Consider the following 15,352-nt stretch of genomic DNA (forward strand, 5'->3'; position numbering starts at 1 on the left):
TGGAGAAGGATAACAACATGAAAAAGTTAAAAATCAGTTTACTGGCGCTGAGCGTGATGAGCCTTGCCGCCTGCAGTTCATCCCCGCGCAGTAATCAGCAGGTCGTCGATCAAATCAGTCAGTTCGGCGTGCAGTATCAGGTCACTGACAACCAGGCGGCCGATCACGGCGTGAACTGCGCGAAACTCGGTGCCGATTGGGCATCCTGCAACACCGCTACCATCACGCTGACCAACAACGGTCCGGCGCTCACCAGTAAAAACTGGGCAATCTACATGAGCAACGTGCACGAAACGCTGCGGGTGGATAACGATCAGTTCAAAATGACCCATATCGTCGGCGATTTAACCCGTCTGGAACCGACGGAGAAATTCAAAGGTATCGCGGCGGGTGAGTCGATTGAGATCCCTATCGTCAATGAATACTGGCAGCTGTTTATCACCGACGTGATGCCGCGCTGGTATGTCACCGCCGCCAATGCCACGCCAAAAATTATCACCAGCACCGATACCGAAAACCTCAGCGACTTTGTTAAGCCGTTTGGCGGCCAATGGAAGCGCATTGCCGACGATAAAAACGTGCTAATGCTGCCGCAAAGTCGCTTCTCAAAGAATGCCGATGTGGCGCAACTGCCTGCCAGCGCGCTGCGCGGACAAATCACCCCAACGCCGCGTTCGGTGAAAGTTCATGCGGCGGATGTCGACCTGAGCCGTGGCGTTGCCTTGCATCTTGAGGTATTGGCGGACAACCAGGCCGATGCGGTTAAACAGCGTTTCGATTTGATGGGGCTCAAACCGCAGTCAGCGGGTTATGACATTCATACCCGTATCGCCGTCAATCATTTCCACGGCGCAGAGGCGGTTTCCGGTGCTTATGAACTGCGCATCACACCGCGCGGCACCGATATCATTGGTTACGATCAAGCTGGCGTTTACTACGGCTTAATGTCGTTACTGTCGCTGGTGCCGGCTGAAGGTAAACCGATTATCGCCACGCTTGAAGCGAAAGATGCACCGCGCTTTGCCTATCGCGGTGCCTTCCTCGATGTGGCGCGTAATTTCCACAGCAAGCAAGCGGTGCTGCGCATGCTCGATCAAATGGCGGCGTGGAAGATGAATAAATTCCACTTCCACCTGACCGATGACGAAGCCTGGCGTATCGAAATCCCCGGTCTGCCAGAGTTGACCGACGTCGGCAGTAAGCGTTGTCACGATCTGACTGAGCAGCAATGTCTTCTGCCGCAATTGGGCTCCGGCCCGCTCACGAATAACAACGGAACCGGACATTTCAGCCGCGCCGATTATATCGAGATCGTTAAATACGCCCAGGCGCGCAACATCGAAGTGATCCCGGAAATCGATATGCCCGCGCATGCACGCGCGGCGGTGATCTCGATGGAGGCGCGATATCAGCAACTGATGAAAGCGGGTAAACCGCAGCAGGCCAGTGAATATCGATTGGTGGATCCCACGGATACCTCGAATACCCGTTCCGTGCAGCTGTACGACCGCACCAGCTATCTCAATCCTTGCCTCGATTCCTCGAAGCGATTTGTCGATAAAGTGATGGGTGAAGTGCAGGCGATGCACCGCGAAGCCGGCCAACCGTTGACCACCTGGCACTTTGGCGGTGATGAAGCGAAAAACATTCGCCTCGGTAGCGGCTACAGCGATGTTAAGAACCCGAAAGCGGGAACGGGCATTTTAGACCAAAGCAAAGAGGACAAACCCTGGGCAAAATCTCAGGTCTGCCAGGCGGTGGTGAAATCCGGCAAGGTGGAAGATCTGGAGCACTTGCCAAGTCACTTCGCGCTGGAAGTGAGCAAGATGGTGAAAGCGCACGGCATTCCGGTGATGCAGGCCTGGCAGGATGGATTGAAAGATGCCACTGACGCGCACGCCTTCGCCACTTCGCGCGTACGCGTTAACTTCTGGGACACGCTCTATTGGGGCGGCTTTGACACCGCCAACGACTGGACGCTGAAAGATTATGAAGTGGTGATCTCCAATCCGGATTACGTCTACATGGACTTCCCGTATGAGGTGAATCCTAACGAGCGCGGCTATTACTGGGGCACACGCTTCAGCGATGAGCGCAAGATGTTTGGCTTCGCGCCGGACAACCTGCCGCAGAACGCTGAAACCTCGGTGGATCGCGACGGGAAGACCTTTGATGCCACCTCGAATAAGCCGTGGTCAGGCGCATACGGCATTTCCGTACAGCTGTGGAGTGAAACCACGCGTACCGATCAGCAGATGGATTACATGGTATTCCCGCGCCTGCTGTCGGTGGCCGAACGCGGTTGGCATCGCGCGGAGTGGGAGCTGGATTATCAGCAAGGCCGCACCTTTAAAGGCGGTGAAACCCACTTCGTTAACCAGCAGCAGCGCAATCAGGACTGGCAGCGTTTCGCCAACCTGTTAGGCCAGCGTGAGTTGGGCAAGATGGATAAAGCCGGTATTCACTACCGTTTACCGGTGCCGGGGGCGCGCGTCGAGAATGGCATACTGACCATGAACATTGCGCTGCCGGGTCTGCCGCTGGAGTACAGCCTGGATAAGGGTAAGCGCTGGCAGCGTTATCAACCACATGCTAAACCGGCAATTACTGCTAGCGATAAAGTCTGGGTGCGTAGCGTGAGTCCGGATGGCAAACGCTTCAGCCGCGCTGAAGCACTTTAAAAACTTTCTGCCCCTCGCTGGAGTGCCTGGGGCGAACACTGACAAGGATGTCGATGAAACACTCAACCTTCTCTTTTTATGTTGTTGCGCTGGGTGCCGGTTTAAGCGGCGCCCTGTTCATTCCGACGCTCAGCTTATTTCTAGCCAGTGAACTTAACGTGGCAGCCTGGAAAATCGGCGCCTTCTTCAGCGTTAATGCGCTCAGCAGTATTGCGATGAGCTTACTGATTGCCCGTTATTCAGATCGTGTCACGCAGCGTCGCCCGCTCCTGCTCTTGTGCTTATTCGCACAGGCGCTCAATGCGCTGCTGTTTATCTTCTGCCGCGATTATCTGCTGTTAATTTCGCTCGGTTCGCTGCTCAATGCTTGCGGCAGTGCGGCGATACCGCAACTGTTCGCGCTGGCACGGCAAACCCGCAGTGACAATGCTTTCAGCGCCATTTTACGCGCGCAATTTTCGCTGGCGTGGGTATTCGGCCCACCGCTGGCATTCTGGATTGTTCAGTTGGCCGGCTTCACCTGGCTGTATGCCGTCATATTCGTGCTGTTACTGAGCGTGACGCTGCTGGCTGTCACCTTGCCGCCTGGCGAGCGGCTGGCAAGCGCTACTCCTGCAAAGCAACCGGACCGGCAGCCGCTGGGGCAAAACCTTTGCTTCCTGATGTTTGCCACCTTGCTGGTATGGAGCTGCAGCGCACTCTATCTGATTGCGTTTCCTTTGCATCTGGCAGAGCAGCCAACCTTGTCTGCCGACTGGAGTGGCGTGCTTTTTGGCCTCGCCGCGGCGCTGGAAATACCGATCATGCTGCTCAGCGCCAGCATGCTCAAACGCTGGGGTAAGAAAACGCAAATGCAGGCAGCCATGCTGTGCGGCATGATGTTTTATGTAGGAATTTACTTCAGTCAAAGTTTTATCCCGCTGATGTTACTGCAAATTTTCAATGCCATTTTCATCGCTATCATCGCTACCGTTGGCATGTTCTGGTTTCAGGATTTACTGCAACATCGTCAGGGAATGGCGGCCACGCTGTATACCAATTCGATGTCCATCGGCGTGCTGCTGGCTGGCGTTTTACAGGGAATTATCACCACCGTCTCACCGCTGGCCATCTGGCCGGCAGCCTGTGTGCTGTTGGTGATGTCATTACTACTGATAACAAAGGTCGACAATGTTTAAACACCCTCATTCGTCGCGCACCGCTGCGCGCAACAAAACACATGGAGTGTACGTAAATGAATGTCTTAATTACTGGCGGTGCGGGCTATATTGGCTCACACATTGCCCTTAGCCTGCTGCAGAAAAACCATCGTGTGATCGTGCTGGATAATTTGTGTAATAGCTCACCGCTGGCCTTAACGCGTGTCGAAGCGTTAAGCGGAAAGAAAATGACGTTTCATCAGGGCGATATTCGCCGCCGCGCCGATCTAAATCTGGTATTTAGCCATCAGCCGATTGATGCGGTTATTCATATGGCTGGGCTGAAATCGGTAAATGAATCGCTGCAGAAACCGGTGAAGTATTATCAAAACAATATTGCCGGAACGCTAATGCTGCTGGAAACCATGAAGCAGCATCAGGTGAAAAAACTCATTTTCAGCTCATCCGCCACGGTTTATGGCATTCCGGTAAAGATTCCGCTGTGTGAGAACTGTGATACCGGCAATACCACCAATCCTTATGGCGCCTCCAAATATATGGTGGAGAAGATCATGGGTGAAGTGGTTGATGCACAACCTGAGTTAGCCATTACCGCACTGCGCTATTTCAATCCCGCCGGCGCGCATCCCTCCGGCCAGCTTGGTGAGCATCCTGAAGGTATTCCCAACAATTTGCTGCCCTATCTGTTTCAGGTTGCCAATGGACTGAGAAGCCATCTGCCGGTATTTGGTGATGACTATGCAACGCCCGACGGCACCGGCGTGCGCGACTACATCCACGTGATGGATTTAGCCGAAGGTCATATTCAGGCGCTAAATCATCTCAAACCGGGCTATCGCCATTACAACCTGGGTACCGGACAAGGCTACTCGGTGCTGGAAATCGTGCAGATGTTTGAACAGGTGAGCGGCCGACGCGTGCCGCTCGATATGCGCCCGCGTCGTCCCGGCGATGTCGCCATCTGCTTATCCGATCCCGGTCAGGCGAAAAAAGAACTGGGCTGGCAAGCAACTCGCGGCCTCGAAGACATGCTGCGCGACGCATGGCGCTGGCATACGCAGAATCCGCAAGGCTATGTTGCTCAACCAGCCGGGAGCGAAATCTGATGATGACGCGCGAAACGTTTTTACCTCACTACGAACGCCAACTCGCCGCGCTTAAAAAGCGCTTTACCTATCCCGCGACAGCAGACTGGCAACAAGCATTACGGCAGTTTAAACAGTGGCAAGTGGAACATCAGCCGCACGAGGTGTGCGTTGCGGAACTCTCTTCGATGTTCGCGGTGCCCACCAGCCGACTGACAGGTAATGAATGCACGCTCCATCGCGTCTGGCTCGGCGGACCATCACCACTCAACGTCAACCGCACAATCGCCCAATGGCAACGCGCGATAGAAGCCAGTCGCAGTGATTTCCGGCAAACGCTATGGGTGTGGAATGCACAGCAGCTGGCGGCAGAGGATCGCTTCGTCGCTCAGCAGGGAAATAGCCCCTTTCATGCTGGCACGCTGTTTCTGCCTGATGCGCTGGTGCAGGTCAACAGCCTGAGCGCACTGATGCAGTCATTTGATGGCGCCCTGATCGATGTGCTGCAGCAACTGCATGATAAGCGCTATTACGCTACGCTCTCTGACTTCTTCCGCCTGGCGATTCTCAATCGGTGCGGCGGCGTTTATATGGATGCCGATACACTTCCCGCTCAGCCTGCGACGCTGTTTCTCTGTCATCCTGAACTGCCTGATTTTACGGCAGAACAGCAGCAAATAAACTGGCTGAATCTCTTCACCGATGAAACCGGCATGATCATCAGCCATCAAAACAATCCGGTGCTGCAGGATTTGCAGCAGCGACTCAGTGCGGTGTATCGCGGCTGGCCTCAGCCAATCACAGCTAAAACACCGGAAAGCGAACGCGCCATCTTCGAACCTTTTTACCAGTTATGGTGCGAGCAATTGCAGGTCACGCAGCTCAGCCATCAGGATTTCAGCCGGTTTGCCGTATGGGGTTTTGATGTTCAGCAGCATCGCGTGAGCGGGATTAAAGGCATGCGCCTGACTGAGGATATTCTCAGCGGTGAACGTCGCCCGCTGAGTGGTGAAGAGCAGCAGCATTATCAGCATACGATTACTCAGCTAGCACAACGCGACTGGCAATTAAGCGATCCTCTGCAGTTGGGTGAACTGGTACCTTTGCTTTCTGAATGCGATATCCTGCAAATTGCTTATGCGCCGCAGCTGCGTGCTGAAATTCCCTATTATCACTATTACGGCGTGCTCTCTCAGGATCCGCAACTGGATAAAGTGAATGCATTATTCAGCGATTTTTTAATTGCGCTTACCGCAAAGAATATTAAAGCAGGTGATTTCTGGCAGCCGATTGATGGTCAGAAAGCGTCGCCACTGATCTTCAAACCGGGAAGTATTACAGACAAGCAAGAACAGCTCGCGATGGCGAAATTAATTTTCACCACCAGCTATCTGGAATACTGCTCGGTCGATAATATTTATGCCACTGATATAACCACCCTACAGCTGCGGCAAAATATCCAGCCTTTCCTGCAACAGATTGCCGTGATTTATAATCCGCGGGGAAAAATGGTGGGTTTCGTTAACGCTGCGCCGATTCAGGATTACGATCGCATCAAGGTGCAATATGGCTATCGTCAGGAGGTTTTTCCACTGGATGTGGCTTACGACAGTTTCGTGAATCAGCATCGCCAGCCGGACGATTTCTTCATTTGCAGCGTGGCGCTGCAGCCAGAGGAACAGGGAAAAGGCTATTTCAATCAAATTTTGTCAAAGCTTAAGGATCAAGCCAAACAGCAAAAAATGCGCCGCATCACCTTATGCGTCTGGCAATCGAACCCGGCAGCTATGATCTATCGCAAGAAAGGTTTTAAGGTGGTGAGCAGTATGAAACAGGAGGTTGCACGGTTTAGTGATGAAATCGTGTTTATGGCGCTAACGCTGTAATCCTTCCGCGATCAAATAATCCGGTGCGAATCTATTTTTATTCGCACCGGAAGCAACAGAAGCGCGGTGAAATAAGCAAAGTTTTAATCACCTTGATACTTATCAAATTTATTAGGCCAGAAAACGGGCCTAATTGCGCTCCGGATTTGAAGATAAACACCGCCCACTCCATTCCGGTAGCGATAATGAAATTAAAATTCTTCAGCTTTATTCCGCATGCACACAAATGGCATAACATCCGTATTTCCCGCAAAGGCGCTATTTCTCCCACCGGGCGAGCCTACTTCTCAACTCATGTTGAAGCACAATGTAAAGGCTGTGGCGAACGGCTGCATAAAATCTATTACCGCGATATTAGCGATGCGCAAGCCATACGCTGGTTAGGCTAATCATTGTTTTTTCAAATAAAAAAAGCCCCGCAACATGCGTTGCAGGGCTATTGCGTGGCTATCGCAAAACTTATTCAGCCGGTTTGGTGCGGATCAGATAATCAAAGGCGCTGAGTGAGGCTTTCGCGCCTTCACCGCTGGCGATGATGATCTGCTTGTACGGCACCGTGGTGCAGTCGCCTGCGGCAAACACGCCTTTCAGGCTGGTTTCGCACTTGGCATCAATGATAATTTCGCCCATCTTGTTGCGCTCTACCGCACCTTCCAGGAAGGTGGTGTTCGGCAGCAAACCAATCTGCACGAAGATACCGCTCAGCGCGATTTCGTGGCTGCTCTGATTGTTACGGTCAATGTAGGTCAGGCTGGTAACTTTGCTGCCGTCGCCTTTCACTTCGGTGGTCTGTGCGTTCAGAATCACATCGACGTTTTTCAGGCTGCGCAGTTTGTCCTGCAGCACTTTGTCGGCGCGCATTTCGCTGGCAAATTCCAGCAGCGTCACGTGCTCAACAATACCGGCCAAATCGATTGCCGCTTCCACGCCTGAGTTACCGCCGCCGATCACCGCGGTGCGTTTGCCTTTAAACAGCGGGCCGTCGCAGTGCGGGCAATAGGTTACGCCCTTGGTGCGATACTGCTCTTCGCCAGGTACGCCCATGTTGCGCCAGCGTGCGCCGGTAGCAATGATGATGCTGCGGGATTTTAGTACTGCGCCAGATGCGGTTTCAATTGCGTGCAGACCGCCCTCTTTCGCCGCAGGAATCAGCTTGATGGCGCTCTGGGTATCAATCACATCAACATCGTAATCATCAACGTGGGCACGCAGAGAACCGGCCAGCTTCGCGCCTTCGGTTTTCGGTACGGAGATGTAGTTTTCAATGTCTACGGTGTCCAGCACCTGACCACCGAAACGCTCGCCCATCAGGCCAGTACGGATGCCTTTACGTGCCGAGTAGATGGCCGCTGCTGCGCCCGCCGGGCCGCTGCCGACGATCAATACTTCGTAGGCTTCACGTTTGTTCAGCTCTTCCGCCGCGCGCTTGTCGGCGTTGGTGTCCACTTTACCGACGATTTCCGCCAGGCTCAGACGGCCCTGACCGAACTCTTTGCCGTTGAGGAACACCGCCGGCACGCCCATCACGTTGCGCTCGGTGATTTCGTTCTGGAACATACCGCCGTCAATCGCGGTATGGCTGATACGCGGGTTCAGCACCGCCATCAGGTTCAGCGCCTGTACCACGTCAGGACAGTTGTGGCACGACAGGGAATAATAAGTTTCGAAGTGGAAGTCGCCTTCCAAAGCCACAACCTGATCCAGCAGGCTCTGCGCTTCTTTCGACGGGTGTCCACCGGCTTGCAGCAGGGCTAAAACCAGTGAAGTAAATTCGTGACCCATTGGCGAACCGGCAAAACGCGGACCGCTCTGGCTGCCTGGGTTAGTGATCAGGAAAGAGGGTTTACGCACCGGACGATCGTTCTCTTCGCGGAAGCTGACTTTGTCTGACAAGCCCGCGATATCGGCCAACAGAGAGCGAATCTCTGCCGATTTGGCGCCATCATCCAATGTGGCAATCAACTCAACCGGTTTCGTTAGTTTCTCAAGGTAAGCCTTGAGTTGGGTTTTTAAATTGGTGTCGAGCATAGTGAGTTCCTGTCATGAAAATCGGGTGCCGTAGCACCCGATAGAGAAAGATCGAATGGCAGCTAACTTAGATTTTGCCAACCAGGTCCAGTGATGGAGCCAGCGTTGCTTCGCCTTCTTTCCATTTTGCCGGGCAAACTTCACCTGGGTGAGAAGCAACGTACTGAGCGGCTTTCACTTTACGGATCAGGTCAGATGCGTCACGGCCAATGCCTTCTGCAGTGATTTCGATCGCCTGGATGATACCTTGCGGGTCAACGATGAAGGTACCGCGGTCTGCCAGACCTTCGTCTTCGCGCATGATTTCGAAGTTACGGGTCAGCGCGCCAGTTGGGTCACCGATCATCGCGTATTTGATTTTCGCGATGGTGTCTGAAGAACCGTGCCAGGCTTTGTGGGTAAAGTGCGTGTCAGTAGAAACAGAGTAGATATCTACACCCAGTTTCTGGAACTCTTCGTGATGGTCTGCAACGTCACCCAGTTCGGTTGGGCATACGAAGGTGAAGTCAGCCGGGTAGAAGAAGAAAACACTCCATTTACCTTCAACGTCTTTCTCGGTGACTTCGATGAATTCGCCGTTTTTGAACGCTGCGTTTTTAAATGGTTTGATCTTGGTATTAATGATGGACATGGTGACCTCCGTTAAAAGATGTGATGCAGGCTACAGAATTTTCGGGCCAACTTCTAATATGCAGACGTTATCAATCAGATAACCAAAAGCTATCAAAGCGCCGACACCTGATTTCATGCGGCTCGCGGAGGCATTCTACACAAAAAGGGCGCGGTTCTGTCAGGCTTTATCTTTTTGCGATGAAACTGCTAGTTTAAGCTGCGTTATCGCACGGATTTGTAGCGGCGCGATTTATCGCGCGTCATTCAGTCGGAACAATCGTCAATTGTGCGCAATAAATTGCGCCGCTACGGCCTCTGCGCATCTCACATAATGGAGCTCTCAGGTGCATATACGTTTTTTTGACGAAGCCGATCGGCCTTTTCTGCGCACGCTCTATCTTGCCGCGCGACGCCATAACTGGACGTGGCTGGATGGCGATGATTGGCAGTTAGAAGATTTCGATGCGGTGATTTTGGGCGAAACCGTGCTGGTCGCTGAACTGAATGGGCATCGCGTGGGGTTTGCGGCGGTGCTGGATAATGACAACTTCCTGCATAGTCTGTATGTCGCCCCCGATGCGCAGGGACAAGGCGTGGGCAGCGCGCTGTTAGAAAAAGTGCAATCGCGATTTAGCTCGACGGGCGCCTTAAAATGCCTGCAACAGAATCAGGCGGCGATGGATTTTTATCTCAAACACGGCTGGCGGCGCGAAGCGGTTGGCGAGAGCGAGCAGGGAAAATATGTGCTGATGCATTTTCCGCTGGCGACGCGCACCAGCGGAACTGGAAGGCGTTAAACGGCGCGGAACGCGATATCGCCAGGGATAATCTCTCCCTGCCAATAGAGCTGCGCTGCAACGCGACCCGCCAGTTGGCGGTAGAGCGCGGTGAAATCACTGTCCGGACGGCGCACCACGGTCGGTTCGCCATCATCCAGATCTTCACGCAGCGTAATGTGCAGCGGCAACTGGGCCAGCAAACGGGTGCTGTAATCTTCCACCAGCTTCTGCGCACCGCCGGTGCCGAAAATCGGCTCGTGATGTCCGCATTGGCTACAAATGTGCATGCTCATATTCTCGATCACGCCCAGCACCGGCACGCTCACTTTCTCGAACATCACCATCCCTTTACGCGCGTCAATCAAGGCGATGTCCTGCGGCGTGGTGACCACCAGCGCGCCGGTCACCGGCACGTTTTGCGCCAGCGTCAGCTGAATATCGCCGGTACCTGGCGGCATATCGAGGATCAGATAATCGAGATCCGGCCACAGGGTTTCGTTGAGCAGCTGCATCAGGGCTTTGCTGGCCATTGGACCACGCCACACCATGGCGTTGTCGTCGGTGACCAGATAACCAATCGAATTGGTTGCCAGGCCGTGCGCCATTATCGGTGCCATGTGCGTGCCATCCGGCGAGGTAGGACGCTGATTTTCGGTGCCGAGCATATTAGGGATCGACGGACCGTAAATATCCGCATCGAGAATCCCCACGCGCGCGCCTTCAGCGATCAGCGCCAGCGCCATGTTCACAGCGGTGCTGGATTTGCCCACGCCACCTTTGCCAGAACTCACGGCGATGATGTTCTTCACACCGGTCGCGCCCGGATGGTTTTTCACCCGCTTCAGCGTGGCGATGTCGTGGCGCAGTCGCCAGTCAATGGCGCTGGCATCCGTCAGGCGCAACAGTTCGGCGCTGGTTTGCGCTTTCAGCTCTTCAAAAGCGCTGGCCCACGCGAACGGCATCACCAGCTCGATATGCAGCTTGTCATCCAGCAGCGCGACATGGCGCAGGGCTTTCAGCGTGGTCAGGTTATGTTGCAGCGTCGGATGTTCAAAGTCACTCAACACGCCGATAACCAATGCTCGCAGCGCCTCAGGTGAATGATGTTGCTGGGATTGTGAAGTCATCCCCTCTCCTTGTTTATTCATCACGCCAGATTGCGGCGGTGTCTGTTCAATAATATCAGATAGGCGCTAAAAGTGACGTGGATGTCCAGCTGTGTTTACGCCAGAGGGTGCTTCGGTTAACATCTAACACCGATTTTTCTTCAACGGAACGCTACGCAAACATGACTCAAGTCGCTAAAAAAATTCTGGTAACGTGCGCACTGCCGTACGCAAACGGTTCAATCCATCTCGGTCACATGCTTGAACACATTCAGGCTGACATTTGGGTCCGTTACCAGCGAATGCGTGGCAACCAGGTTCACTTCATCTGTGCAGACGACGCTCACGGCACGCCGATCATGCTGAAAGCTCAGCAGCTTGGCATCGCGCCGGAGCAGATGATCGCGGAGATGAAGCAGGAGCACGAAACGGATTTTGCTGGCTTCAATATCAGCTACGACAACTATCACTCGACGCACGGTGACGAAAACCGTCAACTGTCCGAGCTGATTTATGGTCGCCTGAAAGAGAACGGCTTCATTAAGAACCGCACCATTTCGCAGCTGTACGATCCTGAGAAAGGCATGTTCCTGCCGGACCGTTTCGTGAAAGGCACCTGCCCGAAATGTAAGTCACCGGATCAATATGGCGATAACTGCGAAGTGTGTAGCGCAACCTACAGCCCAACCGAGCTGATCGACCCGAAATCGGTGGTCTCTGGCGCGACGCCGGTGCTGCGCGATTCCGAGCACTTCTTCTTTGATCTGCCCTCTTTCAGCGCGATGCTGCAGGCGTGGACGCGTTCAGGCGCACTGCAAGAGCAGGTGGCTAACAAGATGCAAGAGTGGTTCGAGTCTGGCTTGCAGCAGTGGGATATCTCCCGCGATGCGCCTTACTTCGGCTTCGAAATCCCTGGCGCGCCGGGCAAATACTTCTACGTCTGGCTGGATGCGCCAATTGGTTACATGGGTTCATTCAAAAACCTGTGCGACAAACGCGGCGATATCGATTTCGACGAGTTCTGGAAGAAAGATTCCACTACCGAGCTGTATCACTTCATCGGTAAAGACATCGTCTATTTCCACAGCCTGTTCTGGCCAGCGATGCTGGAAGGCAGCAACTTCCGCAAGCCAACCAATCTGTTCGTACACGGTTATGTGACGGTGAACGGCGCGAAGATGTCTAAATCGCGCGGCACCTTTATTAAAGCCAGCACCTGGTTGCAGCATCTGGATGCCGATAGCCTGCGCTATTACTACGCAGCCAAGCTCTCTTCACGCATCGACGACATCGACTTGAATCTGGAAGATTTCGTGCAGCGCGTGAATGCAGACGTGGTGAACAAAGTGGTGAACCTGGCGTCACGTAATGCCGGCTTCCTGACCAAACGCTTTGGCGGCAAGCTGGCGAGTGAACTGGCCGATCCCGCGCTGTATCAGACCTTTGTGGAGGCCTCAGAGAAGATTGGCGAAGCCTGGGCCAGCCGCGAATATAACCGCGCGATCCGTGAAATCATGGCGTTGGCCGATCTGGCCAACCGCTATGTCGATGAGCAGGCACCTTGGGTGGTGGCGAAGCAAGAAGGCCGCGATGCCGACCTGCAGGCAATTTGCTCCATGGGCATTAACCTGTTCCGCGTCTTGATGACCTGGCTGAAGCCAGTGCTGCCATCTTTGAGCGAGCGTGCCGAAGCCTTCCTGCAGAGCGAACTGAGCTGGGATGCAATTGCCCAACCTTTGCTGGATCATGAAGTGGCGCCGTTCAAAGCGCTGTATGGCCGTATCGAAATGACCAAAGTCGACGCGCTGATTGAGGCCTCGAAAGAAGATGCGGCGGCGGCGAATAAGCCTGCAGCAACCGGTCCGCTGGCTGATGCGCCGATTGGCGACACCATCACCATTGATGATTTTGCCAAGGTCGATATGCGCGTGGCGCTGATCGAGAAAGCGGAGCTGGTTGAGGGTTCTGACAAGCTGCTGCGTCTGGAGCTGGATTTGGGGGGCGAGAAGCGTCAGATTTTCTCTGGCATTCGCGCTGCGTATCCGGATCCGTCGGTGCTGGTCGGCAAGATGACCATCATCGTCGCCAACCTCGCGCCGCGTAAAATGCGCTTCGGTATTTCCGAAGGTATGGTGCTGTCAGCGGGTCCAGGCGGCAAAGACCTGTTTGTGCTGTCGGTCGATAGCGGCGCAGTACCGGGCATGCCAGTTAAGTAACGGATTTCGTTGCCCTCACCCTAACCCTCTCCCGCGCGCGGGAGAGGGAACCGTTCAAAGCAGCCATTTAATTTTTCACTCCACTTTATGCTAGCCTGCTCCACCTAACCATTCCCTCGCCCGCTGGCGGGAGAGGGCTAGGGTGAGGGCCCAGGCAACATCAACTGCCGATATATCTCCTCCATCACCGCATCAAACTCTTCGAAAACCTGATGATTCCAGAATCTAATCACTCTCCAGCCACCTCGCTCTAAAAAGCCGTTCGTTGTTGATCATAAATCTTCGCTTCATCTTCGTTATGCTGCCCGCCGTCTAGCTCAACTATCACCCTCCTTTCATTACAAGCGAAATCCACGATATAACCGCCAATCGGATGCTGACGCCGAAACTTCACTCCGCATAAATTCCGATTACGTAAAAAACGCCACAAAAGATGCTCCGCTTTAGGCATAGCCTGACGCAGTTGTCGCCGCCGCGTAATCGCTTTCATCATCGCCCTTCCTTTCGCGATATCGGCTTACCCTACGCCATGTTTGCAGGAGGAAAATAACGCGATGGAAAAGCTGGAATCTGCATTCCAATGTGATCGCTAGCACGCTAATCGCTTAATGCGTATGATAAAGCGCTACGAAAACAGGAGCCTGACATGCCTGCCGTTCTCACTGCTTGTTGGCGCTATGTGCGCGCCTTCGTCATCATCTATGCGGCGCTTTACGCTGGAATGGGGATTTCTGCCCTGCTCCCAATAACCATTCCCGGCAGCATCATCGGCATGCTGCTGCTATTCCTGCTGCTGGGTCTGCAAATCATGCCGGTTGAGTGGGTGAAACCCGGATGCCATTTACTGATTCGCTATATGGCACTGCTGTTTGTGCCGATTAGCGTTGGTGTAATGGGCTATACCGATATCCTCACCGCGCAGTTTGGGCCGATTGTGGTGTCATGCATTGTCAGTACTTTTATGGTGCTGCTGATTGTCGGGCTCAGCGCAGAGCGCCTGCAGCGCCCGCAGGAGAAGCCGAATGAGTGATGCATGGTGGTCGCTGCCGCTGACGATGATCGCCTATTTTCTGGCGCGTAAACTGGCGGCGAAAATCAATATCTCCATCGTTAATCCATTGTTAGTGGCGATGGCGATTGTCATCCCGATTCTGCTGCTGACTCACCTGCCATACACGCGCTATTTTGCCGGCAGCAGCCTGCTCAATCAGTTGCTGCAACCGGCAGTCGTAGCGCTGGCGTTGCCGCTGTATGAGCAGATGCATCAGATTCGCGCGCGCTGGAAAACCATCATCAGCGTCTGCTTCATCGGCAGCATCACGGCAATGGTATCGGGCACCGCGATTGCGCTGTGGATGGGCGCAACGCCGGAAATCGCCGCCACCATCATGCCGAAATCTGTCACCACGCCAATTGCGATGGCGGTCTCCGCATCGCTGCACGGTATTCCTGCCATCAGCGCCATCTGCGTGCTTATCGCCGGCGTGCTGGGTGCGGTGTTTGGCCATATGCTGCTCAATCTGTTTAAGGTGAAAAACAAATCCTCGCGCGGGTTAGCAATTGGTAACGCATCGCACGCGTTAGGTACCGCGCGCGCAGCCGAGATCGATTATCAGGAAGGCGCGTTCAGCTCCCTTGCGCTGGTGATTTGCGGCATCATCACCTCGTTACTGGCGCCGCTGCTTTTTCCGCTATTAATGCATTGGTGGGGCTAAAACTTGCGAGAGATCTCGCAAAGTTGAAACAACCCAATCAGCTTGCATTGTCAGAGCGACTTGGATCACATATAAAACGTCAGG

The 15,352-nt window shown here is 53.9% G+C and carries 12 protein-coding genes and 1 pseudogene; 9 read left to right on the forward strand and 4 right to left on the reverse strand.

Features of this window, described 5'->3' with window-relative positions; genetic code table 11:
* Positions 1-17: 17 nt before the first annotated feature.
* From K5Y33_RS08495 to K5Y33_RS08515, 5 genes are all read left to right on the forward strand, one after another.
* The gene (locus K5Y33_RS08495; RefSeq protein ID WP_222233702.1) at positions 18-2,681 is read left to right on the forward strand and encodes a beta-N-acetylhexosaminidase; all 2,664 of its coding nucleotides are present in this window, start codon (positions 18-20) and stop codon (positions 2,679-2,681) included.
* A gap of 53 nt (positions 2,682-2,734) precedes the next feature.
* Positions 2,735-3,859 carry a sugar efflux transporter gene (locus K5Y33_RS08500; RefSeq protein WP_222233703.1) on the forward strand — a complete coding sequence of 375 codons (1,125 nt, stop codon included), beginning with the start codon at positions 2,735-2,737 and terminating at the stop codon, positions 3,857-3,859.
* Positions 3,860-3,915: 56 nt separating this feature from the next.
* Positions 3,916-4,947, forward strand: a complete 1,032-nt coding sequence (gene galE / locus K5Y33_RS08505) for a UDP-glucose 4-epimerase GalE (protein WP_222233704.1) — start codon at positions 3,916-3,918, stop codon at positions 4,945-4,947.
* Positions 4,947-6,812 carry a GNAT family N-acetyltransferase gene (locus tag K5Y33_RS08510; protein WP_222233705.1) on the forward strand — a complete coding sequence of 622 codons (1,866 nt, stop codon included), beginning with the start codon at positions 4,947-4,949 and terminating at the stop codon, positions 6,810-6,812. The genes galE and K5Y33_RS08510 overlap by 1 nt, the downstream gene beginning before the upstream one ends.
* 185 nt (positions 6,813-6,997) lie before the next feature.
* Positions 6,998-7,201, forward strand: a complete 204-nt coding sequence (locus K5Y33_RS08515) for a hypothetical protein (RefSeq protein WP_101763330.1) — start codon at positions 6,998-7,000, stop codon at positions 7,199-7,201.
* Between the two features lie 70 nt (positions 7,202-7,271).
* Here K5Y33_RS08515 and ahpF read toward each other — a convergent pair whose 3' ends face one another.
* Both ahpF and ahpC read right to left on the reverse strand, forming a co-directional pair.
* The gene (gene ahpF / locus K5Y33_RS08520; protein WP_222233706.1) at positions 7,272-8,840 is read right to left on the reverse strand and encodes an alkyl hydroperoxide reductase subunit F; all 1,569 of its coding nucleotides are present in this window, start codon (positions 8,838-8,840) and stop codon (positions 7,272-7,274) included.
* Positions 8,841-8,907: 67 nt separating this feature from the next.
* Positions 8,908-9,471, reverse strand: a complete 564-nt coding sequence (gene ahpC / locus K5Y33_RS08525; RefSeq protein ID WP_101763328.1) for an alkyl hydroperoxide reductase subunit C — start codon at positions 9,469-9,471, stop codon at positions 8,908-8,910.
* A gap of 325 nt (positions 9,472-9,796) precedes the next feature.
* On the opposite strand from ahpC, the gene K5Y33_RS08530 reads away from it, so the two are divergent.
* Positions 9,797-10,249 (forward strand): GNAT family N-acetyltransferase, encoded by a 453-nt coding sequence (locus K5Y33_RS08530; protein ID WP_222233707.1) that lies wholly within the window; start codon positions 9,797-9,799, stop codon positions 10,247-10,249.
* On the opposite strand, the gene apbC is transcribed toward K5Y33_RS08530, so the two are convergent.
* The gene (apbC, locus tag K5Y33_RS08535; protein WP_110866619.1) at positions 10,246-11,358 is read right to left on the reverse strand and encodes an iron-sulfur cluster carrier protein ApbC; all 1,113 of its coding nucleotides are present in this window, start codon (positions 11,356-11,358) and stop codon (positions 10,246-10,248) included. The genes K5Y33_RS08530 and apbC overlap by 4 nt on opposite strands.
* 161 nt (positions 11,359-11,519) lie before the next feature.
* On the opposite strand from apbC, the gene metG reads away from it, so the two are divergent.
* Positions 11,520-13,553, forward strand: coding sequence for a methionine--tRNA ligase (gene metG / locus K5Y33_RS08540; RefSeq protein WP_222212035.1), 2,034 nt, complete (start codon positions 11,520-11,522; stop codon positions 13,551-13,553).
* A 137-nt stretch (positions 13,554-13,690) separates the two neighbouring features.
* Here metG and K5Y33_RS08545 read toward each other — a convergent pair.
* Positions 13,691-14,046: pseudogene (locus K5Y33_RS08545) on the reverse strand (endonuclease domain-containing protein).
* A 153-nt stretch (positions 14,047-14,199) separates the two neighbouring features.
* Here K5Y33_RS08545 and K5Y33_RS08550 point away from each other — a divergent pair.
* Both K5Y33_RS08550 and K5Y33_RS08555 read left to right on the forward strand, forming a co-directional pair.
* Positions 14,200-14,583, forward strand: coding sequence for a CidA/LrgA family protein (locus K5Y33_RS08550; protein WP_110866616.1), 384 nt, complete (start codon positions 14,200-14,202; stop codon positions 14,581-14,583).
* Positions 14,576-15,268, forward strand: coding sequence for a CidB/LrgB family autolysis modulator (locus K5Y33_RS08555; protein ID WP_222233708.1), 693 nt, complete (start codon positions 14,576-14,578; stop codon positions 15,266-15,268). Before K5Y33_RS08550 ends, K5Y33_RS08555 begins: the two co-directional genes overlap by 8 nt.
* Positions 15,269-15,352: the final 84 nt, after the last annotated feature.

This window comes from Pantoea sp. DY-17, assembly GCF_019795975.1.
Lineage (GTDB): Bacteria > Pseudomonadota > Gammaproteobacteria > Enterobacterales > Enterobacteriaceae > Pantoea > Pantoea leporis.

What these genes read in the sequence shown, in the direction of transcription:
- apbC (WP_110866619.1), bottom strand. Translation starts at nt 11,358, where the DNA reads ATGACTTCACAATCCCAGCAACATCATTCACCTGAGGCGCTGCGAGCA.
- K5Y33_RS08495 (WP_222233702.1), top strand. Translation starts at nt 18, where the DNA reads ATGAAAAAGTTAAAAATCAGTTTACTGGCGCTGAGCGTGATGAGCCTT.
- K5Y33_RS08500 (WP_222233703.1), top strand. Translation starts at nt 2,735, where the DNA reads ATGAAACACTCAACCTTCTCTTTTTATGTTGTTGCGCTGGGTGCCGGT.
- galE (WP_222233704.1), top strand. Translation starts at nt 3,916, where the DNA reads ATGAATGTCTTAATTACTGGCGGTGCGGGCTATATTGGCTCACACATT.
- ahpC (WP_101763328.1), bottom strand. Translation starts at nt 9,471, where the DNA reads ATGTCCATCATTAATACCAAGATCAAACCATTTAAAAACGCAGCGTTC.
- K5Y33_RS08550 (WP_110866616.1), top strand. Translation starts at nt 14,200, where the DNA reads ATGCCTGCCGTTCTCACTGCTTGTTGGCGCTATGTGCGCGCCTTCGTC.
- ahpF (WP_222233706.1), bottom strand. Translation starts at nt 8,840, where the DNA reads ATGCTCGACACCAATTTAAAAACCCAACTCAAGGCTTACCTTGAGAAA.
- metG (WP_222212035.1), top strand. Translation starts at nt 11,520, where the DNA reads ATGACTCAAGTCGCTAAAAAAATTCTGGTAACGTGCGCACTGCCGTAC.
- K5Y33_RS08555 (WP_222233708.1), top strand. Translation starts at nt 14,576, where the DNA reads ATGAGTGATGCATGGTGGTCGCTGCCGCTGACGATGATCGCCTATTTT.
- K5Y33_RS08510 (WP_222233705.1), top strand. Translation starts at nt 4,947, where the DNA reads ATGATGACGCGCGAAACGTTTTTACCTCACTACGAACGCCAACTCGCC.
- K5Y33_RS08515 (WP_101763330.1), top strand. Translation starts at nt 6,998, where the DNA reads ATGAAATTAAAATTCTTCAGCTTTATTCCGCATGCACACAAATGGCAT.